At 73.9% G+C, this 24,133-nt stretch carries 21 protein-coding genes and 1 tRNA gene; 6 read left to right on the top strand and 16 right to left on the bottom strand.

Annotation, left to right across the window (positions count from 1 at the left end):
• Positions 1 to 316 precede the first annotated feature (316 nt).
• A complete protein-coding gene (locus tag ACIA8Q_RS23095) occupies positions 317 to 1,738 on the bottom strand; it encodes a family 2B encapsulin nanocompartment shell protein (RefSeq protein ID WP_360212700.1) in 1,422 nt (473 codons plus the stop codon).
• A 385-nt stretch (positions 1,739 to 2,123) separates the two neighbouring features.
• On the opposite strand from ACIA8Q_RS23095, the gene ACIA8Q_RS23090 reads away from it, so the two are divergent.
• Positions 2,124 to 3,200, top strand: a complete 1,077-nt coding sequence (locus ACIA8Q_RS23090; RefSeq protein ID WP_360212698.1) for an ATP-grasp domain-containing protein — start codon at positions 2,124 to 2,126, stop codon at positions 3,198 to 3,200.
• Positions 3,201 to 3,297: 97 nt separating this feature from the next.
• Here the strand turns inward: ACIA8Q_RS23090 and ACIA8Q_RS23085 are convergent, their stop codons facing one another.
• From ACIA8Q_RS23085 to ACIA8Q_RS23075, 3 genes are all read right to left on the bottom strand, one after another.
• Positions 3,298 to 3,843 carry a methylated-DNA--[protein]-cysteine S-methyltransferase gene (locus ACIA8Q_RS23085; RefSeq protein ID WP_396317616.1) on the bottom strand — a complete coding sequence of 182 codons (546 nt, stop codon included), beginning with the start codon at positions 3,841 to 3,843 and terminating at the stop codon, positions 3,298 to 3,300.
• 203 nt (positions 3,844 to 4,046) lie between these two features.
• Positions 4,047 to 4,280, bottom strand: a complete 234-nt coding sequence (locus ACIA8Q_RS23080; RefSeq protein WP_360212694.1) for a hypothetical protein — start codon at positions 4,278 to 4,280, stop codon at positions 4,047 to 4,049.
• Between the two features lie 229 nt (positions 4,281 to 4,509).
• Positions 4,510 to 5,868, bottom strand: coding sequence for an MFS transporter (locus ACIA8Q_RS23075; RefSeq protein WP_396317615.1), 1,359 nt, complete (start codon positions 5,866 to 5,868; stop codon positions 4,510 to 4,512).
• 209 nt (positions 5,869 to 6,077) lie between these two features.
• Between ACIA8Q_RS23075 and ACIA8Q_RS23070 the strand changes: the two genes are divergently transcribed.
• The gene (locus ACIA8Q_RS23070) at positions 6,078 to 6,884 is read left to right on the top strand and encodes a hypothetical protein (protein WP_360212690.1); all 807 of its coding nucleotides are present in this window, start codon (positions 6,078 to 6,080) and stop codon (positions 6,882 to 6,884) included.
• On the opposite strand, the gene ACIA8Q_RS23065 is transcribed toward ACIA8Q_RS23070, so the two are convergent.
• From ACIA8Q_RS23065 to ACIA8Q_RS23055, 3 genes are all read right to left on the bottom strand, one after another.
• Positions 6,788 to 7,846 carry a serine/threonine-protein kinase gene (locus tag ACIA8Q_RS23065; protein ID WP_360212688.1) on the bottom strand — a complete coding sequence of 353 codons (1,059 nt, stop codon included), beginning with the start codon at positions 7,844 to 7,846 and terminating at the stop codon, positions 6,788 to 6,790. The genes ACIA8Q_RS23070 and ACIA8Q_RS23065 overlap by 97 nt on opposite strands.
• Positions 7,843 to 9,687: an ABC transporter ATP-binding protein gene (locus ACIA8Q_RS23060; RefSeq protein WP_387902019.1), complete on the bottom strand. Its 1,845-nt coding sequence runs from the start codon at positions 9,685 to 9,687 to the stop codon at positions 7,843 to 7,845. The genes ACIA8Q_RS23065 and ACIA8Q_RS23060 overlap by 4 nt, the downstream gene beginning before the upstream one ends.
• A gap of 366 nt (positions 9,688 to 10,053) precedes the next feature.
• Positions 10,054 to 10,127 (bottom strand) — tRNA-Thr (locus ACIA8Q_RS23055).
• Positions 10,128 to 10,410: 283 nt separating this feature from the next.
• Between ACIA8Q_RS23055 and ACIA8Q_RS23050 the strand changes: the two genes are divergently transcribed.
• The 3 genes from ACIA8Q_RS23050 (at position 10,411) to ACIA8Q_RS23040 (ending at position 13,084) form a co-directional block, all read left to right on the top strand.
• On the top strand, positions 10,411 to 11,502 hold the full coding sequence (locus tag ACIA8Q_RS23050; protein WP_360211288.1) for a sn-glycerol-3-phosphate ABC transporter ATP-binding protein UgpC: 1,092 nt from the start codon (positions 10,411 to 10,413) through the stop codon (positions 11,500 to 11,502).
• Between the two features lie 182 nt (positions 11,503 to 11,684).
• Positions 11,685 to 12,134, top strand: a complete 450-nt coding sequence (locus ACIA8Q_RS23045; protein WP_360211286.1) for a hypothetical protein — start codon at positions 11,685 to 11,687, stop codon at positions 12,132 to 12,134.
• Positions 12,135 to 12,283: 149 nt separating this feature from the next.
• Positions 12,284 to 13,084 (top strand): nucleotidyltransferase family protein, encoded by an 801-nt coding sequence (locus ACIA8Q_RS23040; RefSeq protein ID WP_360211284.1) that lies wholly within the window; start codon positions 12,284 to 12,286, stop codon positions 13,082 to 13,084.
• A 174-nt stretch (positions 13,085 to 13,258) separates the two neighbouring features.
• Here the strand turns inward: ACIA8Q_RS23040 and ACIA8Q_RS23035 are convergent, their stop codons facing one another.
• The 7 genes from ACIA8Q_RS23035 to ACIA8Q_RS23005 form a co-directional block, all read right to left on the bottom strand.
• Positions 13,259 to 14,953 (bottom strand): DoxX family membrane protein, encoded by a 1,695-nt coding sequence (locus ACIA8Q_RS23035; protein ID WP_360211282.1) that lies wholly within the window; start codon positions 14,951 to 14,953, stop codon positions 13,259 to 13,261.
• 309 nt (positions 14,954 to 15,262) lie between these two features.
• Positions 15,263 to 16,252, bottom strand: a complete 990-nt coding sequence (rlmB, locus tag ACIA8Q_RS23030) for a 23S rRNA (guanosine(2251)-2'-O)-methyltransferase RlmB (RefSeq protein ID WP_360211280.1) — start codon at positions 16,250 to 16,252, stop codon at positions 15,263 to 15,265.
• Positions 16,253 to 16,388: 136 nt separating this feature from the next.
• Positions 16,389 to 17,783, bottom strand: a complete 1,395-nt coding sequence (cysS, locus tag ACIA8Q_RS23025) for a cysteine--tRNA ligase (protein ID WP_387902014.1) — start codon at positions 17,781 to 17,783, stop codon at positions 16,389 to 16,391.
• A 70-nt stretch (positions 17,784 to 17,853) separates the two neighbouring features.
• Positions 17,854 to 18,249: a PPOX class F420-dependent oxidoreductase gene (locus ACIA8Q_RS23020; RefSeq protein WP_360211277.1), complete on the bottom strand. Its 396-nt coding sequence runs from the start codon at positions 18,247 to 18,249 to the stop codon at positions 17,854 to 17,856.
• Between the two features lie 155 nt (positions 18,250 to 18,404).
• A complete protein-coding gene (ispF, locus tag ACIA8Q_RS23015) occupies positions 18,405 to 18,905 on the bottom strand; it encodes a 2-C-methyl-D-erythritol 2,4-cyclodiphosphate synthase (protein WP_360211275.1) in 501 nt (166 codons plus the stop codon).
• On the bottom strand, positions 18,895 to 19,620 hold the full coding sequence (gene ispD / locus ACIA8Q_RS23010) for a 2-C-methyl-D-erythritol 4-phosphate cytidylyltransferase (protein ID WP_396317614.1): 726 nt from the start codon (positions 19,618 to 19,620) through the stop codon (positions 18,895 to 18,897). The genes ispF and ispD overlap by 11 nt, the downstream gene beginning before the upstream one ends.
• A gap of 342 nt (positions 19,621 to 19,962) precedes the next feature.
• Complete coding sequence (locus tag ACIA8Q_RS23005) at positions 19,963 to 20,445, bottom strand: CarD family transcriptional regulator (protein ID WP_030244332.1); 483 nt, start codon at positions 20,443 to 20,445, stop codon at positions 19,963 to 19,965.
• A gap of 431 nt (positions 20,446 to 20,876) precedes the next feature.
• Between ACIA8Q_RS23005 and ACIA8Q_RS23000 the strand changes: the two genes are divergently transcribed.
• Positions 20,877 to 21,572: a DUF461 domain-containing protein gene (locus ACIA8Q_RS23000; protein WP_360211273.1), complete on the top strand. Its 696-nt coding sequence runs from the start codon at positions 20,877 to 20,879 to the stop codon at positions 21,570 to 21,572.
• A 107-nt stretch (positions 21,573 to 21,679) separates the two neighbouring features.
• On the opposite strand, the gene ACIA8Q_RS22995 is transcribed toward ACIA8Q_RS23000, so the two are convergent.
• Both ACIA8Q_RS22995 and ACIA8Q_RS22990 read right to left on the bottom strand, forming a co-directional pair.
• Positions 21,680 to 22,375, bottom strand: coding sequence for a response regulator (locus ACIA8Q_RS22995; RefSeq protein WP_396317613.1), 696 nt, complete (start codon positions 22,373 to 22,375; stop codon positions 21,680 to 21,682).
• Positions 22,372 to 23,886 (bottom strand): ATP-binding protein, encoded by a 1,515-nt coding sequence (locus tag ACIA8Q_RS22990; RefSeq protein ID WP_360211271.1) that lies wholly within the window; start codon positions 23,884 to 23,886, stop codon positions 22,372 to 22,374. The genes ACIA8Q_RS22995 and ACIA8Q_RS22990 overlap by 4 nt, the downstream gene beginning before the upstream one ends.
• Positions 23,887 to 24,133: the final 247 nt, after the last annotated feature.

The raw sequence follows: 24,133 nt of genomic DNA, 5'->3' as shown, positions 1-24,133 counted from the left end.
GTTTCTCCCCCCTGTTGGCCTGTGGTGAGGCCGTCGGGCCTGCGACAGGATGTGTCGGCCCGCCCGGGGCGGGCCGCTGTGAAGTACCGGCGGTGGGGCGCTCGGCCCGCACGAAGGCGCGCCGCCCGGCCCGGGGTGTGGGCGCCCCGGCCGGGCGGCGCGGGACGGCCGGCCGGCGTCGGTTCCGGTGGTCGGCGTTCGGTGCACACCGTGCCGGTGGTCGGCGTTCCGGCGTCGGTTCCGGTGGTCGGCGTTCGGTGCACACCGCTCCGGTGGTCGCCGTTCCGGCGTCGGTTCCGTGGTCGCCGGCCGCGTTCTAGCGCTGCGCGATGTCCACGTTCTCCAGGACGCCGACCGCGTCCGGCACCAGGATCGCGGCGGAGTAGTAGGCGCTGACCAGGTAGGAAATGATGGCCGTCTCGTCGATTCCCATGAACCGCACCGAAAGGCCCGGCTGGTACTCGTCCGGAATTCCGGTCTGGTGCAGGCCGATGACGCCCTGGTTGTCCTCGCCGACGCGCATCGCGATGATCGAGCTGGTGTGGCCGCCGACGATCGGGATCTTGTTGCACGGGAAGACCGGCACCCCGCGCCAGGCGGTGACGTGCCGCCCCTCGACCTCCACCGTGCCGGGCACGAGGCCGCGCTTGTTGCACTCGCGGCCGAAGGCGGCGATGGCCTTGGGGTGGGCGAGGAACATCCTGGTGCCGCGGCGCCGGCTGAGCAGCTCGTCCATGTCGTCCGGGGTGGGCGGCCCGGAGTGGGTCTGGATGCGCTGGTCGTACGCCGCGTTCTCCAGCAGGCCGAACTCGGGGTTGTTGACCAGCTCGTGCTCCTGGCGCTCGCGCAGCGCCTCGATGGTCAGCCGCAGCTGGTGCTCCGTCTGGTTCATCGGCTGGTTGTAGAGGTCGGCGACCCGGGTGTGGACCCTGAGGATGGTCTGCGCGACGCTCAGCTCGTACTCGCGCGGCCTGAGCTCGTAGTCCACGAAGGCGCCGGGCAGCTCGTACTCGCCGTGGTGGCCGGCGGAGAGGTCGATCGCGGCCTCGCCGTGCTTGTTCTGCGCCTGCTGGAAGCCGTTCAGGTACTCGATGATCTGCAGCTGCAGCGCCTCGGAGCGGTCGTGCAGCTCCTGGAAGGCGGACCAGGGCAGGGCCATCACCGTGCCCGAGGTCGCGGCCCGGACGGTGTACGGCCAGGTGCCGTCCTCCTGCTGCAGGGCCTCGTCGCCGAGGTGGTCGCCGTCGGCGAGGGTGCCGACCACCGTCTCGTCGCCGTACTTGCCGGTGCCGATCCGCTCGAGCTTGCCGTGCGCGATCAGGAAGACCTCGTCGATCGCCGCCCCGGCCGAGACCAGGACGTCGCCGGCGCCGAAGTCCCGCTGGACGAAGCGCCCGGCCAGCTCCTCCAGCAGGGCCTCGTCCTGGAACCCGCGCAGCGCCGGCACCTCGGCGAGCGTCGGCGCGACGATCCGCACCTCGGGGCCGGTCTTGACGAAGCTCACCCGACCGCGGCCGACCGAGTGGCGCAGGCGGCGGTTGACCCGGTAGGTACCGCCGGACACCTGCACCCAGGGCAGCGTCCTGAGCAGCCAGCGCGGGCTGATGCCCTGCATCTGCGGCGCGGACTTGGTGGTGGTGGCGAGGTTCCGCGCACCTGCCGTGCTCAGACTCTGCTGCTGCCGGATCTCCGGCTGCGCGCCCGGCGCAGGAATACCGGCAGTGGTTTCGGTCGACATAAGGGGAGCCCTTCGCATACCCGATTACCCGATGACGTGTCGCCTTGCACATTCATGTTGCAGCTTCATGGTGAGGCCATTCGGGGGCGGGCCGCAATCACTCTTTCGAGTGGTTCGGAATAACCGAACAAATAGTACGACTGGATCACCTGATCGATGCTTGTTCGACTAATTATTCGAATTTATCGGAATGCCGCTGCCCATCCTCCCCCATCGACACCCCCTCCGGCAGCGGAACCGGGCAGCGGCCACCCGGACCGACCCGCTTGTTCGAATCCTCGCGACGGCCCGCTAGGGTGCCACCTCACAGGGCCGCCCGGGCAGTCGGCGCACGGTCCCGCCCCGCGCCCTGACACTCCGTCACGCCATGCCCCGGGAGGCAGCCTTGGGAGCGCCGGTACGCGTCTGGCTCAACCGCACCTACGCCGAGAACGTCTTCTTCATCGAGCAACTGCACGCCGCACCGCGCCCGGTGACCGTCCACGCCACCCACGCCGACCCCGACTCCCCGGTGCTCGCCGCCGCCGACCACGGCACCCTCGAACCCGCCGACCTGCCCGCCGACGCCTACGTCGGCTACGCCCTCGACTACTGCGCCCGGCACGCCATCACCGTCTTCGTCCCCCAGCTCCACCAACTCGCCGTGGCCCTCGCCCGGCCCGAGTTCGAGGCGATCGGCACCACCCTGCTCTCTCCCCCCGCCACCGCCGTCGCCGCCTACGCGGGAAAGGACGACGGCTACCGCGCGATATCCGCCGCCGGACTCCCCACCCCGCCCTGGTGGCGGGTCCGCACCGCCGCCGAACTCCACGAGGCCGTCGACCGGATCGAGGCCACCGGGCACACCCCCTGCCTCAAGCCCACCACCGGCGCGGGCGGCGCGGGCTTCCGGGTGCTCACCCGCGAGCCGTACGGGCCGCAGCGGCTGCACGGCTGGGACCACCGGGTCCAGGTCGAGCAGGTGGCCGCCGCGCTGTCCGGCGACCGGGCCGGCGGCGGGCCCGGGGAGGAGCCGGCGGACCTCCTGGTGATGCCGTACCTGGACGGGCCCGAGGTCTCGGTCGACTGCCTCGCCGACCGGGACGGCACCCCGCTCACCGCGGTCGGCCGCACCAAGGACGGCCGGCGGCGCGGCTTCACCACCGACCCGCGCTACCTGGAACCGGTCGGCCGACTGGTCCGGGCCGGCCGGATGGCCTACCTGTCCAACATCCAGTTCCGCGAACTGGACGGGCAGCCCGTGGTGATCGACGTCAACACCCGCCCCGCCGCCGGGCTCCACCAGCTCCGGCTGTGCGGGCTCAACCTGCCCTGGGACGCCGTCCGGCTGGCCCTCGGCGAACGACTGGAGGCCGTTCGGCCGCCGGACGTCCGGGGCGTCGAGTACACGCTGGTGTCCGGCATCCAGCCGGTCCGGCCGCGCCGGGCACCGGTGGCGGTCGACCTGGTGCGGCAGCACTGAGCCGGGCTCGGCAGGCGGCGGGACGTGGCGACGGGGCTCCGGGGCTCCGGGGCTCCGGGGCTCCGGGGCTCCGCAGGGACGCTGCGCCAGGGGCCGGCTACAGGGGGCCGTTCCAGTCGAGCGTCGGCTCCAGCACCCCCTCCAGGGTCAGCAGCCAGCGCTTCACCTCGATCCCCACCCGGCCGCCGCCGAAGCCGCCGATCCCGTCCGCCGCCACCACCCGGTGGCAGGGCACCAGCAGGGCGACGGGGTTGGCGGCCATCATCTGGCCGACGGTCCGCGCGGCCAGGCCGGGCTCGGTCACGTCCTCGAACACCCCGCTGCGGGAGGCCAGTTCGCCGTAGGTGATGGTCCCGCCGTACGGCACCTCCCGCCAGAGCGTGCGCAGCACCGTCCGGTGCGGGCCGGAACTCAGGCTCCAGTCGATCGGCAGGCCCAACTCCCGGCTGCGGCCCGCCAGATAGGCGCCGATGCGGTCCGTGACGGCGGCTATCCGCGACGCGTCGGTGCACGGCGGCAGCTCACCCTCCCGCACGCCGTACCCGGCGGCCGCCACGCCCAGCGGCGTCACCGCGACGTGCATCGGACCGCTGGGCAGCGGCGTCTCCACCGTCAGCCAGGACATCGACCGGGACTGCGACACGCTCGGGCCCCCACCCTCCGCCGGACCGGGTGCCGGCCACCCCGACACCCCCGGGGCAGGCCCGACCGGCCCGCCCCGCGCGCCATCGTACGGCGGGCGGGGCGGGGCACCTCCGGTTCCGGTTCCGGTTCCCGCTCCGGCTCCGGCTTCGGCTCCGGTTCCGGTTCCGGTTCCGGTTCCGGCGCGGTCGGACGCGGCAGCCGTCAGAGCCGCCCCTTCAGCTCCGCCGCGAGCGTCCGGGACCACCGCGACAGCTCGGCGCGGTCCGGCGTCCGTCCCTCGCACAGCAGGGCGAGCTGCGCGTCGTTGATCCGGTTGGGCCCCGGGACCTCCAGCAGGTACGCCAGCTCCGCCAGCACCGTGGCGAGCCGATCGGCGTCCGCGTGGTCCAGGGCGACCGCGGATTCGTGGTGGCTGATGGTGAGCGAACCGGGCATGGCCGACCTCCTCCGTCGTCCCCGCACCTCCACGGTACGACCGGCCCGGCCGCCGCGCTCCCCGCCGGGGCGACGGGGTTCGGCAGCCGGGCCGGAGGTGCGCTCCGAGGCCGGCCGGGCACGGTGGGCGACGAACCGCGCCGGGCCGGGGGTGCGCCCGCGGAGCGGGTCGGGTGGGGGCGGGCCGGCGGGCACGGGGTGGGAGGCCGAGGCCGGTGGGAGGCGGGCGTCAGGCTTCCGCGACCGGCTCCCGGTCGGGATGACCGGCGCCGCCGGGGCCGCCTGGGCCGCCGGGCTCGCCGGGACCGCCGCCCCAGGGCCGGTCACGGACCGCCGGAACCATCAACACCACGGCCCCCGCCGCGAGTTGCCAGACCACCCCGAGCAGCAGCACCCCGCCCACACCGATCCGGTCCGCCGCCGGCCCCGCCGCCGCCAGCCCCAGCGGGCCCAGCACGAAAGCGCCGAGCGCCCCGAACGAGTTCACCCGGCCGAGCACCTCGGGCGGCACCCAGGCCTGCATCGTCGTGGCGTACAGCGCCCCGCAGACCGCCGAGCCGACGCCCGCCGCCAGCGCGGCCGCCGCCACCCACGGCAGCGGCGCGCCGGCCGCCAGCGCCGCCGAGGGCAGGGCCCACCCCAGCGTCGCCACGGTGGCCACCGCGAGCGGCCGGCCCGGCCTGCGCCCGAGCATCAGCAGACCGCCCAGCACCGCGCCGACGCCGTACACGCCCATCACCACGCCCCAGGCGCGGGCGCCACCGAGGTGCCGCTGGGCGGTGAGCGGTCCGAGCACCAGGAACGGCGCCCACACCACCAGGTTGAACAGTCCGGTCTGTACGGTGGTGATCCAGAGCCACGGCCGGCCGGCGAACTCCTTCCACCCGGTGCGCAGTTCGGCGGCCATCGACTCCTCGCCGCCGGCCGCCGGCACCGTCCGCGGGGAGCTGCGGAGTCCGGCCAGGGCCAGCGCCCCGACGCCGTACGTCACCGCGTCCACCACCAGCACCACCGCCGGGCCGCACGCCGCCGTGAGCAGTCCGGCCGCCGCGGGCCCGGCCACCGCGGCCGCCGAACGGGACAGCCCCACCAGGGTGTTCGCGTCGCCCAGGAGCTCCCGTCGGCGCACCAGGTCGGGCACCACCGCCCCGAAGGCGGGCAGGAACAGCCCCTCGCCGACCCCCCAGACGGCCACCAGCGCGACCATCGCCCACACCGGCGCGTGCCCGGTCGCCAGCAGTGCGGCGAACAGCGCCTGGACGAGCCCCCGCAGGACGTCCGAGCCCAGCATCACCCGCCGCCGGCCGAACCGGTCCGCGATCAACCCGCCCGCCGGCAGGACCAGCACCACCGGCAGGATCCGGGCCGCCATCACCCACCCCAGGTCCGTGCCGTCGCCGCCCGCCCCCGCCCCGCCGCCGTCGCCGCCCAGCACCGCGAAGGCCACCGCCACCGGTGCCATCGAGGAGCCGAGGAGGGAGGTCGTGTAGCCGACGAAGAACCGGCTGAAATCGCGCTCGCCCAGCACGGCGAGCCGGCCTCCCGGCCGCCGTCGGCGGGCCTGGATCCGTTCCGTGTCCACTGCCATGGGCAGCAAGTGTGCGTTCCACCGGGAACCGGATTCAAGGATTTCCGGGAAAAACTTGAGCCTTTCCGCATCAATTCTGCGCGCCCCTTGGATCGCCGCAGTAAATCACCAGGGAATAGCAGTTCAGCTGCTGTTCACCGGGCATCGGGAGTACTCTCGAAACGGCTCGGAACACCTCGTTTACTGCGGAAGAAAGGGAAGGCCCCGGCATGACGGAGCTCCCCCCGGTCGAGTACGCCGTCGCCGTGGACCGCTACCTCTCCGACGCCGGGCTCGCCCCGGGATCCCGCCGGATCTACCGCATCGCCCTGGACACCTGGGCCTGGGCCCTCGCCGACCGCCCCGCCCCCACCGGCCCCGGACGACGGCGCGCCCGACCGCCCGTCCTCCCGCTCGCCCTGCTCGACCACCCGGACGCCGCCGGCCGCCTCCGCACCGCCGTCGAGCTCCGCACCACCGCGACCGACCCGCGCACGCTCAACCGCGAACTCTCCACCCTGCGCGCCGCCGTGGCCTGGTGGCGGGCCCGCGGCTGGCTCGTCGGCGACCCCACCACCGACCTGCGCCCCCGCCCGCCCGCCGGCCCGGCCGCCGCCCCGCTCACCCCCGACGAGCTCCGCGCCCTCTTCGCCCTCCGCGCCCCGCTGCGCGAGCAGGCGCTCTGGCACCTCCTCCACGAGTCCGGCGCCGCCATCGAGACCGTCCTCGCCCTCGACGCCGACGACCTCGACCTGCCCCACCGCCGCACCCTCCACCGGCCCGGCCGCACCGCCCTCCACTGGCAGGCCGGCACCGCCCGGCTGCTCCCCCTGCTCGTCGCCGGGCGCACCACCGGCCCGCTCTTCCTCACCGACCGCCGCGCCCCCGCCGGCACCCCGGCCGCCGACCGCTGCCCGCTCACCGGCCGCGCCCGGCTCTCCTACCGCCGCGCCGCCGAACTCCTCGCCACCCACTCCCGCCCGCTCACCACCCCGCCCGACCCCGCCTGGACCCTCCGGCGGCTCCGCAGGTCCTGAGGCATGTCGCCCGGGTCCGAGGCGTAGGAGTCCCCGTCGTCCGAGTCCGGGTCGCCGGCGTCCCTGTCGCCTGAGTCCGGGTCGCCGGAGTCCTCGTCGCCGGAGTCCGGGTCGTCGTAGTCCGGGTCGTCCACCGGCGGTGCCACCGCACGGCGGCTCTGCGGGAGCAACGCGTCCAGGCGGCCGGCCAGTTCGGGCAGGCCCGGACGGTCGGCCGGGTCCGGCCGCAGGCAGCCGTCGATCGCCTCGGCGAGCGGACGGGGCAGCCGGCGCGCCCGGCCCACCGGCGGCGCCGGGCCGTCCGGGGCCGGGCCGGCGAAGGGGACGTCCCCGGTGGCCGCCTCGTACAGGGTGATGCCGATCCCCCAGACGTCCGCGGCCGCCGTGAGCAGGCCCCCGTCGGCCTGCTCGGGGGCGAGGTAGCCGTCCGTCCCGATGCCCGGGCGCCCCCGGCCCGGCGGGCGGGCGATGCTCAGGTCGAGCACCTTGGCGTGGCGGCAGTCGATCACGATGTTGGAGGGCTTGAGGTCGAGGTGCAGCAGGCCCTGCCCGTGCAGGTAGCGCATCGCCGAGCAGAGGTGCAGCCCGAGCAGGGCCAGGTCGGTGGCGGCCGGCCGGCGGCTCCGCCGGTCGATGAGGTGGGCGAGGGTCTCGCCGGTCAGGGTCTCCAGGACCGCGTACGGCTGCGGGTGTTCGCCCGTGCCGTAGCCGCGCACCAGGTGCGGGTGGGTGAAGCCGGTCAGCCAGCGGCCCTCCTGGAGCAGCCGTTCGCGCAGCCGGCGGTCGCGGCGGCGGTCGGGCCGGAGCACCTTCACCACGCAGCGGCAGTCCCGTTCCTCGCTCCAGGCGTCGTAGACGTCGAGCCAGCCGGTGCGGCACAGGTGGGCCAGGACGGGGTAGCCGGGGGCGAGGGGTGTCCCCGCGGGCAGCGGAGGTCGGGTGTTCAGCGGTCGGGTGTTCATCGGACGGTCTCCTGCAGCGGTGTCGCGGGGACGGGCCGGGCATGCAGCCGGTCGAGCCGCGCGTAGCCGTCGTTGCGCGCCAGCAGCTCCTCGTGCGTACCGCAGTCGGCGAGGCGGCCGCCGTCGAGCAGCACGATCCGGTCGGCACTCCGGACGGTGAGCAGATTGTGCGAGATGATGATCGTGGTCCGCCCCCGCATCAGCCGTCCCAGCAGCTCCATGACCCGCTGCCCGGACCCCGCGTCGAGCCCGGTGGTCGGCTCGTCGAGGATCAGCACCGGCGCGTCGCGGACCATCGCCCGGGCGATCGCGAGCCGTTGGCGCTGCCCACCGGACAGCAGCCGGCCCTGCTGCCCCACCACGGTGTCGTAGCCGTCCGGCAACCCGACGACGAAGTCGTGCACGTCGGAGGCCCAGGCGGCGGCGAGGATCTCCGCGTCGCTCGCGTCCGGCCTCCCGTACGCGATGTTCTCCCGGACGGTGCCGTGGATCACCAGGGTCTCCTGCAGCAGCACCGTGACGTTGTCCCGCAGGTCCGCCAGCGCCAGCTCGCGCAGGTCGATCCCGTCCAGCCGGACGGCACCGCGCTCCGGGTCGTAGAACCGCAGCAGCAGCTTGGAGACCGTCGACTTGCCGGCCCCGCTCGCGCCGACCAGCGCCACCGTCTCGCCCGGTTCGGCGTGGAACGACACGTCGAACAGCGCCACCCTCTTCGACCCCGGGTAGCGGAACCACACCCCGTCGAAGGTCACCGCCCCGCGCACCCGGGCCGGTCTCAACGGCACCGGCGGATCGGCCACCTGCGGGCGCTGGTCGAGCAGTTCGATGATCCGCTCGGCGGCGGCAGAGGCCGAGTAGAGGCCGTTGCTGAGCCGCGAGATCCCCCGGATCGGCCCGTACAACCGGCCCAACAACGCCACGAAGACCAGCAGTTCGCCCAGCGTCAACCGCCCCCGGGACAGCTCCCAGGCGCCCAGCCCCAGCACGATCAGCCCGCCGGACAGCTCCAGCACCTCGACGATCGGCGCGAACAACGCCCGCAGCCGGGTCGCCGCCATCGTCGCCCGGAACCGCGCCAGGCTCTCCCGCAGGAACCGCTCCTGCTCCCAGTCCTGCCGGTTGTACGCCTGCACCAGCGCGATGTTGCCCAGCGTCTCCTCGGCGAGGGCGCTCACCGAACCGCTGCGCCGTCGCCGCTCCCGCGAAGCGGCCTTCACCAGCACCGAGAAGCGGCGCGCGAGGAACCAGAACAGCGGCGCCACCACCAGCGCGACCAGGGTGAGGTCCCAGCGCAGGTAGAACAGCACGGCCAGGAAGACGGCGAGCTCCGCGGCGTACGCGACGGCGTCGAGGACGCCCGACAGCAGGAACGTCTCGACCGCCTCGATGTCACCGGTCAGCCGGGACAGCACGTCACCGAGCCGCCGCCGCTCGAAGAACCCGAGCGACAGGCCCTGCAGGTGCCGGAACACGTCCGACCGCAGGGCCAACAGGAAGCGCTCGCTGACCCAGGCCGAGGTCGTCTCGTCGGCGAAGCGCAGGCCCCCCGCCACGACGGCCAGCCCGGCGTAGCCGAGCGCCACCGGCAGGAACAGCCCGAGCCTGCGCGGCACCAGCACCTCGTCGACGACGACCTTGAACAGCCAGATCGCGGCCGCGTCGACCACCGGGCCGAGCAGGACGAACCCCAGCAGGAGGGCCAGCCAGCGCCTGCCCCCGCGCGTGTAGGGCCAGAACCTCCCGAAGGTCCGCCGCAACGGCACCGCCGGAGCGGCGTCGACGACCGGCCGGCCGTCGCCCTCACCCGCACCGACGACCGTCAGCCGCCGCAGTGACCACACGGAACTCGTCCAACCCTGGGAACTCGGCCGGGCCCGGGGCCCGGCCCTGACAGGACGGCGGAGCCGTCAGTGCCGCGACGACGAAGTGCGCCGACGGCGACGGTGGGTGCCCGTCTTCGAGGTCCTGGTCGAGCGACCGGACTTGGTCCGCTTGTGCGGATGCCTCATCGCCGGAACCAGATTGGCCAGCATGCCCATCACTGTCTCCTTCCTCATCCGTTTCCCCACCAGGAGGTACGCACCGCCCCGGCCCCCCGCTCACCCCCGCCCCACCCGATTCCGGAACCCGCCCGCCCCGCCACCCCGGCAACGACGAAGGGCCGGCCCCACCTGGTCACCAGGTGGAGCCGGCCCTTCACGCCGCTGAGCCCCCTGTCGGGTTCGAACCGACGACCCCCGCTTTACAAGAGCGGTGCTCTGGCCAGCTGAGCTAAGGAGGCACGGTGGCCGTCCGCGATGGATCACGGCGGCACCGGGGGCAGTCTACCGGGCCCGGGTGGTGGGGTGGGGGGATATCCGGGGGTCGGCGGGGTGGGTGGGCGTGATGGAACCGATGCCGAAATCGGGCGGGACGGGGGCTGACAAGCGGCGCGGGCGCAGGTAGCGTCGCCGGGAGTCGGCCTGCGCAGTGGTTCAGACCACCGGGTGGGCGGACGGAGACGAACCAACCCCCCTTTACTCGGATCGTCCGGCACGTTCCTGCCGGTGAAGGAGAGAACGACCATGGCTTCTGTCACGTACGACAAGGCGACCCGGATCTACCCCGGTGCCAAGGACCCGTCGGTGGCGGCGCTGGACCTGGAGATCGCGGACGGCGAGTTCCTCGTGCTCGTCGGCCCGTCGGGCTGCGGCAAGTCGACCAGCCTGCGCATGCTGGCCGGCCTGGAGGACGTCAACAGCGGCGCGATCCGGATCGGCGACCGGGACGTCACGCACCTGCCGCCGAAGGACCGGGACATCGCGATGGTGTTCCAGAACTACGCGCTGTACCCGCACATGACGGTCGCGGAGAACATGGGCTTCGCGCTCAAGATCGCCGGCGTGAACAAGTCGGAGATCCGCACCAAGGTCGAGGAGGCCGCGAAGATCCTCGACCTCACCGAGTACCTGGACCGCAAGCCGAAGGCGCTGTCGGGCGGTCAGCGCCAGCGCGTCGCGATGGGCCGCGCGATCGTGCGCCAGCCGCAGGTCTTCCTGATGGACGAGCCGCTGTCGAACCTGGACGCCAAGCTCCGCGTGTCGACCCGCACCCAGATCGCCGGCCTGCAGCGCCGCCTGGGCATCACCACGGTGTACGTCACCCACGACCAGACCGAGGCGCTCACCATGGGCGACCGGGTCGCGGTGCTCAAGGGCGGCGTGCTGCAGCAGGTCGACTCCCCGCGGAACATGTACGACCGGCCCGCCAACCTGTTCGTGGCCGGCTTCATCGGCTCGCCGGCGATGAACCTGGTCGAGGTCCCGCTGGTGGACGGCGGCGTGAAGTTCGGCGGCTCGGTGGTCAACGTCTCGCGTGACGACCTGGCCGGCGCCGGTTCCGACAAGACGGTGACCGTCGGCATCCGCCCGGAGCACTTCGAGATCGTCCCGGCGGGCGGCATCGAGGGCGTCGCGGTGACGGTGAACGTGGTCGAGGAGCTCGGCTCGGACGGCTTCGTCTACGGCACCACCAAGATCGGCGGCGAGGACAAGGAGCTGGTCGTCCGCGTGCACGGCCGGCAGATCCCGGCCCGCGGCGAGACGATCCACGTCGTGCCGATCGCCGACGAGACCCACGTGTTCTCCACCAGCACGGGCGCCCGCCTGAGCAGCTGACGGGGCGGCCCGGGTGCGCCCGGGCACACCTCCGTGCGGAGCCCGTCGGACCTGCCCCGGTCCGACGGGCTCCGTCCGTACACCCCCGCGTCAACACGGCGCGGGGACGAACCCGGACACGGTGTCACTCGATGGTGTAACGGAGGGCGATCCGGCCCGCACCCACCGCTACGCTCCTGAGCGTGAAGCAGCTTGTGCGCCGTATCGGCCAGACCGTCGCCCTGACCCTGCCGGTCGTCCTGGTGACCACCGGCACCCTCGCCGTGACCCGCGTGCCGTGGGCCCCGCCGACCGGCCTCGACCAGCAGGTCGTGGCCGCGTCCAGCGGGGACGGCGCCGGGATCGGCCGCACCGCGACCGCCGCCGCGGACCGCTCCTCGGACGCGCTCGCCCCGCAGGAGTCGCTGCGGGTGGCGCTGCTGGACGAGCTGCGCGCGAAGAACCCGTCGGCGGCGCTGGACCTGCTGGAGCGCTCGATGCGCGAGCAGCCGTCGCTGACGCCGTACTGCAGCTCGCTCGCCTCCGAGCTGGGCAAGGCCGCGGTGCGCAAGTACCAGGGCGACGTGCAGCGCGCCCGCTCCTTCGCCCGCCCGGTCTGCGACGGGTCGTTCGCCGCCGGCATCGCGGGCTGACGCTGCCCCCCGGCCGGCCCCCGGCACCACACCGGGCGCCGGAGCCCCACCACGGCCTCCCCCGCACCCCCACAGCAGACGCCGCAGCCCGGACCGGGCCGCGGAGCCGCCCCGGCTCCGCGGCCCGGTCCGCGCCTTATTGTTCAGCCATGACCGCTGACTCCGGCCCCACCGCCGACCCCGCGTCCCAGCCGTCCCGCTCCCCCCGCTCGCCCCGGCCGACCACGACGCCCGTCACCCAGGCCGTGATCCTGGCCGGCGGCCAGGGCTCCCGGCTGCGGCCCTACACGGACGACCGCCCGAAGCCGCTGGTCGAGATCCCGGGGACGGGCACCCCGATCCTCGGTCACCAGCTGGCCTGGCTGGCCTCCGAGGGCGTCACCGACGTGGTGGTGTCCTGCGGTCACCTGGCCGACGTGCTCCAGGAGTGGCTGGACAAGGCGGACCTGCCGCTGCGGGTGCGCACGGTGGTCGAGGAGGAGCCGCTCGGGCGCGGCGGCGGCCTCAAGTACGCGGCCCGCGCGCTGCCCCGCCCGGACGAGCCCTGGTACGCCACCAACGGCGACATCTGGACCAGGTTCAGCCTGCGCGAGATGGCCGCCTTCCACCACGAGCGGGACGCCGTCGCCACGCTCGCGCTGGCCCGGCCGCGGATCCCCTGGGGCGCGGTGGAGACCGACCAGTTCGGCAACGTGCTGGACTTCATCGAGGCGCCGCCCTCACCGTTCCTGATCAACGCCGGGCTGTACGTGTTCAGCCCGGAGTTCGCCGAGCTGCTGCCGGACGTGGGCGACCACGAGCGCACCACGTTCCCCCAACTGGCGCGCGGCAAGCGGCTGGCGGGCTACCAGCTGCCGCAGGGCGTGTACTGGCGCGCCATCGACACCGCGAAGGACCTCACGGAGGCGGCCAAGGAGCTCGCCGCCGGGGCCGGCCGCGCCCCGCAGTGAACCGCCGGCGGTGACCGGGGCCGCGGCGCCCGCCGAGCAGGCCGCGACACCGCAGACGGGCCCGCGGCACCCGCCAGGGCGACCGGGGCCGCAGCGCCCACCGGGCCCGCGACGCCACGGCAGTGGGCCGGGTGCTCCCCCACGGAGCACCCGGCCCACTGCCGTACCGGACCGTCAGGTGGACGTCGGCGCCCCCGGACGGGAGGAGCGGGCGCCACCGGACAGGTCGGCCAGCGGGCCGCTGCCCAGCACCCCGCCGAGCAGTCCGGACCCGGATCCCGACCCGGAACTCGGGCTGGGCTTGGGCGCCGTGCCGGAGCCGCCGGGGGCCGGGGTGCTGCGCTGGGCGGGCGAGGAACCGGCCGCCGGTGCGGCGGCGGTCGGTGCGGCCGGGGCCGGGGCCGAACTGGCGCCGCCCTCGGTCTTGGTGGCGTGCCCCTTGCCGCTCGGCGTCGGGGCGGCCGGACGGCTGGCCGGGGCGGAGGACGGCGGGGCGGTCGGGCTCGGCGTGGGGGTGGCCGGGCGGGGGGCGGAGGACGGCGAGGGCGGGGTGGACGGGCCCTGGCCGGTGGAGGGGCCGGTCGGGGCCCCGGAGGGCCAGACCGGTGTGCCGTAGTCGGTGGCCGGACGGGCCGGCGCCTGGTGCGGCCGGGCACCGGTGCGCACCGCCGCACCGAGCATCGAACCGAGCAGCAGGGTCACCCCGACGACGACCGTGGTGACCACGGTGCCCCGGCGCAGCACCCGGCGGCGCAGCGCGGCGGGCGCGTCGGTGCCGTACCGCCGCCAGGCCTCCAGGCTGAGCCGTCCGTCCAGGGAGGCGAACGGCGCACCGGCGATCAGCAGCGGGCTCCAGGCCGCCAGGAAGATCAGGTCGGGGGTGTCGTAGACCGGCACGGCCCGCCAGCTGACGGTGAAGAGCAGTGCGGCGGAGAGCAGCATCGCCGCCCCGGCCGCGAGCCGCTGCCAGAGGCCGAGGATCGTCAGCACGCCGACCACGATCTCGGTGAACGACACCACCAGCCCGGCGCCGACGGGGTGCGCCATGGCGAAGGCCAGCAGCGGCTCGGCGACCTTCCAGGGGTGCAGCGAGGCGAGCCAGCGCATCATCGAGCCGCGCTCGCCGCCGTCGAAGTACACCGGGTCGCAGAGTTTGCTGAAGCCGGCGTAGACGGACAGCGAGCCGAGGACGGCGCGCAGCGGCAGCAGGACCAGGCCGAGGTCGACCCGGCGGCCGGGGTACCAGGCCTGCCGGCCGTCGGCGGCGGCCGCGGAGACCTCGGGCAGCTCGCCGCTCGGGGTCCAGCCCTGCGGCACGCCGACCGGGCCGACGCCGGCGTCGGTGGCGGTGCCGGAGCCCTCGCGGGGCTGGCGGGGCACCGTCCGGGCGCCGGTGTAGGACGGGATGACCTGGGTGTCGGACTCGGCGAGGCCGACCCCGCCGCCCCCGGAGCCGGTGAGCCGGACGGCCTCCAGGAGCTGGGTGGCCGCGAGGTCCCCGGGGGGTGCCTGGCCGGTCCAGGTGACGGCGGTGACGCGGCCCTTGCGGCGCGGCGCACCGCCTCCGCCGGCACCCGCCAGTGCCGGGACGGCGGAGGCGGGCACGACGACCTGCGGGGTGACCAGCGGACGACGGATCAGGCCCTGGTTGGCGTACGGGTCGCCGAACGCGGCGCCGGTGGACAGCAGTCCGGCCGGGGCCTCGATCAACGGCGCCACCGGGGTGCCGAGCCGGAGCCGGAAGCTCGCCTGGGTGCTGCTGAGGCGCGCCGGGTCGGACGACACCTTGACGGTGTCGAGGCCGGGGCCCGCTTCTATCCCGGTGCTGCCGCCGCCGAACAGGGGGCGCCGAGGTGTTCTGGTGTCCACGCCCGGTCTAACCGGGTGACGGCCGCTAAGGACACTCTCCCGGGTGGATGTCCGGCGCATACTTGAAGTGATCATGAAAAAAGCGATCGGGCCCGGTCGGGCCCGATCGCTTTCCAGCCGGACTGCGGAGGATTCGGAAGAACCCCTGCGCGCCGGCCCCGCTCTGTGCTCCGCGGCAGGTGCTCCGCGCCGGCCGTGCTCCGCGCGCTCGGCGCGGAGCACCTGCCGTCGGCTCAGGACGCCTGCCGTCGGGTCACGCCGTCCGGCGTCGGCTCACGGCTCACGGCTCACGGCTCACGGCTCACGGCGTCAGCGCTTGGCGCGCTGCCGCGCGGCCTCGTAGAGCACGATGCCCGCCGCGACACCGGCGTTCAGCGACTCGGTCAGCCCGGACATCGGGATCCGCACCCGCATGTCGCAGGTCTCCGAGACCAGCCGGGACAGCCCCTTGCCCTCGCTCCCGGCGACGATCACGACCGGACCGTTCAGCAGCTCCAGGTCGCCGATCTCGGCCTCGCCGTCGGCGGCCAGGCCGACCACCATCAGGCCGGCCTTCTGGTAGGCCTCCAGGGTGCGGGTGAGGTTGGTGGCCCGGGCGACGGGCAGTCGGGCGGCGGCACCGGAGGAGGTCTTCCAGGCACCGGCGGTCATGCCGGCCGCGCGGCGCTCGGGGATGACCACGCCGTGCGCGCCGAAGGCGGCGGCGGAGCGGACCACGGCGCCGAGGTTGCGCGAGTCGGTGACGCCGTCCAGCGCGATGATCAGCGCGTCCTGGCCGGCGTCGGAGGCCTCGACCAGCAGGTCGTCGGGGTGCGCGTACTCGTACGGCGGCACCTGGAGCACCAGGCCCTGGTGGTTGAGCCCGCCGGTCATCTGGTCCAGCTGGGCGCGCGGGGCCTCCATCAGCGGGATGCCGCGGTCGTTGGCGGCCTGGAAGGCGTCGCGCACGCGGTCGTCGGTGTCGATGAACTGCTGGACGTACAGCGCGTTGGCCGGCACGTCGCCCTGCAGGGCCTCGACCACGGAGTTGCGGCCGAAGACCAGCTCGGCGCTGCCCGCGCCACCGCGGCCGCCGCGACCGGCCCCGGCGCGGCGCATGCCGGCGCGGGCCTTGGCGTCCCGCTCGCGCTTGACCGCGGCGTTGGCGGCGCGCTGCTTCGGGTGGCCCTTGCGCTCCGCGCCGGGCGGGGTCGGGCCCTTGCCCTGGAGCGCCTTCCGGCTGTGCCCGCCGGTACCGACAGACGCGCCCTTCTTCGATCCGGGGTTGCGGCGGTTCCTGCGCTGGCTGTTGCCGGCCATGGCTGTACTTCCTGTCTGTCCGGCATGCCCGGCCGCCCCGTTACTGTCCGGCGGCGGCCGGCGGCATGCGCTACGTCATGCGGGAGGGCCGCACCGGTCCGGTACGGCCCACCCTCACCCCGATCGTCAGATGGGGTTACTGGTTGTTGATCGTCCAGCGCGGGCCGGACGGGGTGTCCTCGATCACCAGCCCGGCGAGGCCGAGCTGGTCGCGGATGGCGTCCGCGGTGGCGAAGTCCTTGCGCTGACGAGCCGCCTGCCGCTGGTCCAGGACCAGGCTGACCAGCGAGTCGACCACGCCGTGCAGGTCCTCGCCGCGCTCCGCCCCGGCCCAGTGCGGGTCGAGCGGGTCGAGACCCAGCACTCCGAGCATCGCACGGACCTCGGCGAGCCGCGCCACCGCGTTCTCCTTGTCGTCCGCGTTCAGGGCGCTGTTGCCCTGGCGGACGGCGGTGTGCACGATGGCGAGCGCCTGCGGCACGCCCAGGTCGTCGTCCATCGCCTCGGCGAAGGCCGGCGGCACCTCGGGCGCCGCCTCGACCGGGCCGCAGCGCTCGACGGTGCGCTGGATGAAGCCCTCGATCCGGCCGAAGCCGGCCTCGGCCTCGCGCAGCGACTCCTCGCTGTACTCGATCATCGAGCGGTAGTGCGGGGCGGCCAGGTAGTAGCGCAGCACGATCGGCCGCCAGCGCTGGACCATCTCGGAGACGAGCACCGAGTTGCCCAGCGACTTGCTCATCTTCTCGCCGGCCATGGTGACCCAGGCGTTGTGCACCCAGAAGTTGGCGAAGTCGTCGCCGTAGGCCTTGGACTGGGCGATCTCGTTCTCGTGGTGCGGGAAGATCAGGTCCAGCCCGCCGCCGTGGACGTCGAAGGCCGCACCGAGGTACTTGTGGGCCATCGCCGAGCACTCCAGGTGCCAGCCCGGGCGGCCGCGGCCCCACGGGGTGTCCCAGCTGGGCTCGCCGGGCCGGGTCGCCTTCCACATCGCGAAGTCGCGCGGGTCCCGCTTGCCGGTCTCGCCCTCGCCCTCGGGCTGGCGCAGGTCGGCGAGCTTCTGGTTGGAGAGCGCGAGGTAGTCGGGGTACGACTTCACGTCGAAGTAGACGTTCCCGTCGGCCGCGTAGGCGTGCCCCCCGGAGATGAGCACCTGCATCATCTCGATCATCTCGGGGACGTGCCCGGTCGCCCGCGGCTCGACGGTCGGCGGCAGGCAGCCGAGGGCCGTGTAGCCGTCGTTGAACGCGCGCTCGTTCTCGTAGGCGATCTGCCACCACGGGGTGCCGAGCTGGCGCTCCTTGGCGATCACCTTGTCGTCGATGTCGGTGACGTTCCGGGCGAAGGTCACCTGGTAGCCGCGGTAGGCGAACCACCGCTGCATGATGTCGAAGTTGAGCCCGGACCGGATGTGCCCGATGTGTGGCGCCGACTGGACGGTAGCGCCGCACAGGTAGATCGAGACACAACCCGGTACAAGCGGGACGAAGTCGCGTACCTGGCGGGTGCTGGTGTCGTACAGGCGAATGCTCACAGCGTCAAGCGTAGTGGGCGGCGGGGGGTGCCCCGCGACATTCCCCCGGAATCCCGGGCCCGGACGGCGGTCAGATGCTGCCGACCACCTTGCGCGGGGTGAGCCGCACCACGACCCGGACGTCGTCCGGCCCGTCCCACCCGTAGACCTGCTCCCCGCGGTACTTGAAGGCCAGCTCGTCGATCAGCTCCCGGCCGCCCTCGGTGGTCATGGTGGCCGAGCCGCGCACCTCGAAGTACTCGTACGGGCTGTCCGGCGGGTTGACCAGGAGGGTCGCCCGCGGGTCCTTGACCAGGTTCAGGTGCTTGCGGCGGCCCTGGACGGTGGAGAACAGGATGTCGTCGCCGTCGCGCTTGACCCAGACCACCGAGGACTGGGGGCTGCCGTCGGGCTGGATCGTGGTGATCACGGCGAAGGTCTTGCCGTCGACCAGGGCCTTGGCACGGTCGGAGAGTTGGGCGCTCATCGGGAACCTCTTCTCGTCGGCGGTGGGGCGGACCCGGCGGGACGGCGCGGAACGGCCGGAGCGGGCCCGCGCCGAACACTATCGACCCGGGCCCCGGCAGCCCCCGTTGAACACCCGTCAGCGGCGGACATTTCCGCGGCCGCCGCCGCGCTGGCTCAACGCCGTTCGTACACCAGGGCGGTGGCGATCGCGGCGAGCCCCTCGGCCCGGCCGGTGAGGCCCAGGCCGTCGGTGGTCGTCCCGGAGACCGACACCGGCGCACCGGCCGCCTCCGACAGCGCGGCCTGCGCCTCGGCCCGCCGCTTGCCGATCTTCGGTCGGACGCCGATCACCTGGACCGCGACGTTGCCGATCTCGAAGCCGGCCTCGCGCACCAGCCGGGCGGCCTCGCCGAGCAGCTTCACCCCGGAGGCGCCGGCCCACTCGGGCCGGTCGGTGCCGAAGTGCGCGCCCAGGTCGCCGATCCCGGCGGCAGAGAACAGCGCGTCGCAGGCGGCGTGCGCGGCGACGTCGGCGTCCGAGTGCCCGGACAGCCCGAACCCGGCGTCCGGCCACTCCAGTCCGGCCACCCACAGCGGGCGGCCGGCCTCGAAGGCGTGCACGTCGGTGCCGATCCCCACCCGGGGGACGGGCGGGAGCAGTGGATCAGTAGGCATCGGAGGCCCTCCGGCGGGCGAGTACGGCCTCGGCGAGCACGAGGTCCAGCGGACGGGTGACCTTGAACGCCTCCTCGTGGCCGGGCACCACGACGACCCGGCCGCCGTAGCGCTCCACCAGGCCGGCGTCGTCGGTGACCGGCGGCGCGTCGAGGGCGCCCGCGCTCTCCTCGGCCAGCGCCTTGGCGTGCACCTCGACCAGGGTGGCCCGGTCGAAGCCCTGCGGGGTCTGCACCGCGCGCAGGGTGGCCCGGTCGGGCGTGTCGAGCACCGGCTCGGGGAGTCCCGGGTTCGGCTCGACCCGCTTCACGGTGTCGGCCAGCGGCACCGCGGGCACGACCGCGACGGCCCCGGCCCGGACGGCGGCCGCGACGGCGTCCACCACCTCGACCGGGACGAGCGGGCGGGCCGCGTCGTGCACCAGCACGACCTCCACGTCGGCCGGGATGGCGGCGAGGCCGAGCCGGACCGACTCCTGGCGGGTCGCGCCGCCGGCCACCACCCGGATGTCCTTGTCGTCCAGGCCGTGGCTGCCGAGCAGGGCGACCACCTCGGCCACGCCGTCGGCGGGCGCGGCGACCACGACCAGGCCGACGGCCCGACTGCGGGCCAGCGCCCGTACGGCGTGCACCAGGAGCGGTACACCGCCCAGTTCCCGCAGGGCCTTCGGGGCACCGGGCCCCAGCCGCTCACCGCGTCCGGCGGCGGGCACCACTGCTGCTGCGACTGCTGCTGAGGCGTTCAGGTTTCACTCCTTCGGCGAAGTGGGTATGGCCTTGGCGTGCCCGGCGGGCGCGAGGGCCCCTTCCGAAGAACCACGGTCCACCACACCCGCCGCACAACCCGCAGAATCGGTCTTGCACGGCGAATCGGTCTGGCGGCCCCGGGCCCGGCAGGCCCGGCCGCGTCGTGGCGGACCCCGACCCGGTCGGGCCGGAGGCGTCGTCCGGACACGCCTGAGCGCCCGAAGTGCCACTGCACCACCCCCGGACACGTGGTCCTGGGAGCGGCGCGCCGGCACCGGGCGCTGTGAGCGGTGGGCGGAAGCCCGACTGCACTACGAGGCGAGCACCTCGTCGAGCAGCGTCTCCGCCTTGTCCTCGTTGGTGTTCTCCGCCAGCGCGAGCTCGCTGACGAGGATCTGGCGCGCCTTGGCGAGCATGCGCTTCTCGCCGGCCGACAGGCCGCGCTCGCGCTCACGACGCCAGAGGTCGCGCACGACCTCGGCGACCTTGATAACGTCGCCCGAGGCGAGCTTCTCGAGGTTCGCCTTGTAGCGACGGGACCAGTTGGTCGGTTCTTCGGTGTACGGTGCGCGCAGCACCTCGAAGACCCGGTCCAGACCCTCCTGGCCGACCACATCGCGCACGCCGACGAACTCCGCGTTCTCGGCGGGCACGCGGAGCGTCAGGTCTCCCTGCTGCACCTTGAGCACCAGGTAGGTCTTGTCCACACCTTTGATCTGGCGAATTTCGATGGCCTCGATCAGCGCGGCCCCGTGATGGGGGTAGACCACCGTGTCGCCAACCTTGAACGTCATGTGACAGGACCCCTTCCGTGGCTTTCCAGAATAACACGCTTTTCGGCGCACCCGAAGGGCGTTTTCGCAGGTCAGGGCAGGTCTCGGGGCTTGACAACCACCCCCATGACGTGCTGCGACCGATGTTCGAGAGGGGCTTCCCGCAGGTCGGAGGCGGTTCCGGCGCTCGACGAAACCTCGCGCAACACTCGCGAAACCGTGATTGGATCTTGGGTTTTCACCGTTTATCGGGCCGTATCCACATCGTTATTCGATCTTGGTCGAAGCTTGTCCCGGGAGTGACCTGGACACGCCACCGGTGCGGCCGGACGGGCGCCCGGCGGACCCCGGTCGTGCGACACGGGGGACCACCCCGTGAGGAGCGCATAAGTGAGGTCGATAATCTGAGACCTGACCTACCGACACGTGACCCATTAGGAGAAGCCGCCGCCGTGAGCCGCAGCCTTCGACGCGGCAGCATCGCCGCCATCGCCGCCATCGCCATCGCCTCGCTGTCGTCCTGCGCCGCCGGCAACTCGCCGGACACCCTGCAGATCAAGCCGGACAACGCTGCGGCCACTCTCGGAACGGACCTCCGCCTGAACAACATCGTGGTCGTCACCGGGGACGAGTCCTCGGGCGAGCACACCGGCCCCGCCAACGTGACCGTCAACATCGCCAACACGGGCCTGGTGCCGGCGGAGCTGCAGTCGATCACCGTCGGCACCGCCACCGCCTCCTTCGCCGACGCCGCGGGCGCCCCGCTGACCGGCATCGTCATCCCCGCCAACGGCGCCGTGGCCATCGGCGGCGACGGCAACCCGTCCGCCAAGGTCGCCTCGGTGACCGTCCAGGTCGGCGGCTTCGTCAACACCACCTTCACCTTCAAGGACGGCCAGAAGGTCGACACCCTGGCCGGCGTGAGCCCGAACAAGGGCCTCTACAAGGGCTTCGGCCCGACGGCGAGCCCGGTCGCCGTGCCCGCCAAGAGCACCGCCCCCGCCGCGGCCACCCCGGCCGCCGGCGCCACCACCCCGGGCGCCCCGGCCACCACCGGTGCGGCCGTGCCGTCCGGTACCGCCACCCCGGCGGGCACCACGCCCGCCGCGGGCACCCCGTCCGGCAGCCCGTCCGCCGGCACCCACTGAGGCACCACGGCGCTCCGGCGGCCCCTGGGGGCCGCCGGGCGTGATGCGGAAGGCCCCCGCCCGGCGACTGCCGGCGGGGGCCTTCCGCATCACGTCGGACCTGCGGTCTACGGCTCGAACTTGTAGCCCAGGCCGCGGACCGTCACCAGGTAGCGCGGGGCGCCCGGGTCCGGCTCGATCTTGGCCCGCAGGCGCTTCACGTGGACGTCCAGGGTCTTGGTGTCGCCGACGTAGTCCGCGCCCCAGACCCGGTCGATCAGCTGCATGCGGGTGAGCACCCGGCCCGCGTTGCGCAGCAGCATCTCCAGCAGGTCGAACTCCTTCAGCGGGAGGTCGACCTTGGCGCCGTCGACGGTCACCACGTGCCGGTCGACGTCCATCCGGACCGGGCCCGCCTCCAGGGCGCCCGGGCCGCCGCCGTTCTCGCCCGGGCCGCCCTCCTCGCCGCGGCGCCGCAGCACCGCGCGGATCCGGGCGACCAGCTCACGGGTGGAGTAGGGCTTGGTGACGTAGTCGTCCGCACCTATCTCCAGCCCGACGACCTTGTCGATCTCGCTGTCCTTGGCGGTCACCATGATCACCGGGACGTTGGAGCGCACCCGGAGCTGGCGGCAGACCTCGGTACCCGGCAGGCCCGGCAGCATCAGGTCGAGCAGGACGAGGTCGGCGCCGTTGCGTTCGAACTGCTCCAGCGCGTCGGGGCCGGTGGCGGCCACGGCCACCTCGAAGCCCTCCTTGCGGAGCATGTACGAGAGGGCGTCGCTGAACGACTCCTCGTCCTCGACCACCAGTACTCGGGTCACGATCGGGCCTCCGGGGCAAGCTGTGGGGTTGGGTCTGACAGGGGTTGTTCCCGCTCCCCCGTGGGGAGCGAACGGTCCGCGCGGCCCGAGTCGGCCGTCCGGTCCGTGGTGAGGGTCTGGGTGGGCGTGGTGGCGGTCCCGGCGCGGCCGGCGTCGGGGCCGGGCCGGTCGTCGGGCCGGTCGTCGGGCCGGTTGTCGGACCGGTCGTCGTCCCACTCGTCGGGCAGGTCGTCGGCGTCTGCGGACCCGACCTCGGCGTCGGCGTCGGAGTCGGAGTCGGAGTCGGAGTCGGAGTCGGGCGCCTGGCCGGCGGGCAGCCGGACGGTGAAGGTGGAGCCCTGGCCCTCGACGCTCCACACCGAGACCGTGCCGCCGTGCGAGGCGGCGACGTGCTTCACGATGGAGAGGCCGAGGCCGGTGCCGCCGGTCGCCCGGGAGCGGGCCGGGTCCACCCGGTAGAAGCGTTCGAAGACGCGCTCGCGGTCCTTCTCGGAGATGCCGATGCCCTGGTCGGTGACCGAGATCTCGATCAGCTCGCCGTCCGCCTCCCCGAGCGCCGCGGCGCTGGAGATCCGGCGGGTCGCGATCGCCACCCGGGTGCGCGGCGGGCTGTAGTTGACGGCGTTCTCGACCAGGTTGCCGAGCGCCGCGGCGAGCTGGCCGCGGTTACCGTGCAGGTAGAGGCCGGCGATGCCGCCGGCCGCGATCAGGATCTGCTTGGCGGCGGCCTGCTGGCGGCAGCGGTCGATCGCCTCGGCGATCAGCTCGTCCACCGCGACCGGCTCCGGGTCGACCATCAGACGGTCGTCCTGGACCCGGGAGAGGTCGATGATCTCCTGGACCAGGCTGGCCAGCCTGGTCGCCTCGATCTGCATCCGGCCGGCGAAGCGCTGCACCGCCTCCGGGTCGTCGGACGCGTCCGCGACCGCCTCGGAGAGCAGCGACAGGGCGCCGACCGGGGTCTTCAGCTCGTGGCTCACGTTGGCCACGAAGTCCCGGCGGACGGCCTCCACCCGGCGGCGCTCCGTCTGGTCCTCGACCAGCACCAGCACCAGCCGCGAGCCCAGCGGGGCGACCCGGACGGAGACCGCCAGCGGCTCGGCCGCGCGGGCCGCGCCGGGTCGGGGCACCTCCAGTTCGACCTGCCGGATCTCACCGTCCCGGCGGGTGGCGCGGGCCAGCGACAGCATCGGGTCCACGGCGACGGCGCCGCCGCGCACCAGGCCCATCGCGTACGCGGCGGAGCTGGCCTTGACCACCTCGTCGCCCTCGCCCAGCACGATCGCGCAGGAGCGGAGCACCGAGAGCACGGTGTCCACCCCCGGCGGGAGCGGAGGCTCCGGGGTGGCGGTGCCCAGCACCTGCTGGCGACCACGGGTCCTGCTGCTGGTGCCGCCGTACCTGCCCCTGGCCTGCTCGCGCTCGCTCCAACGGAAGGCGATGGAGGCCGTGAGGCCGACGCCGAGCCCGGCTATGGCGCAGGCAGCGGCGGCGGCCACGTTCACGTCCATGTGGCCAGCGTAAGCGTACGGCCAGGGCACTCCCCAAGGGCTGGATCAAGGCATCGGCCACGCGTTGCCGAGAATTCACCTCCACGTAGCTGCCGATTCACCGCACCGGCCGTGCACCGTCGCCCGAACGGCGCAGAGTTGGCCGTGCAGCCCGTGTGGGAACGGGCGGCGGGCCGAACAGCGGCCGCCGTCCCGGGTGCGCGCGTACGATTCGCGCCACCAGCAGCGGTCAACCCGGACGTCACGG

Origin of the sequence: Kitasatospora sp. NPDC051705, assembly GCF_044453265.1 — a bacterium.
In the GTDB taxonomy this organism is placed as follows: Bacteria; Actinomycetota; Actinomycetes; order Streptomycetales; family Streptomycetaceae; genus Kitasatospora.
This window is presented reverse-complemented; position numbering and strand designations above follow the sequence as displayed.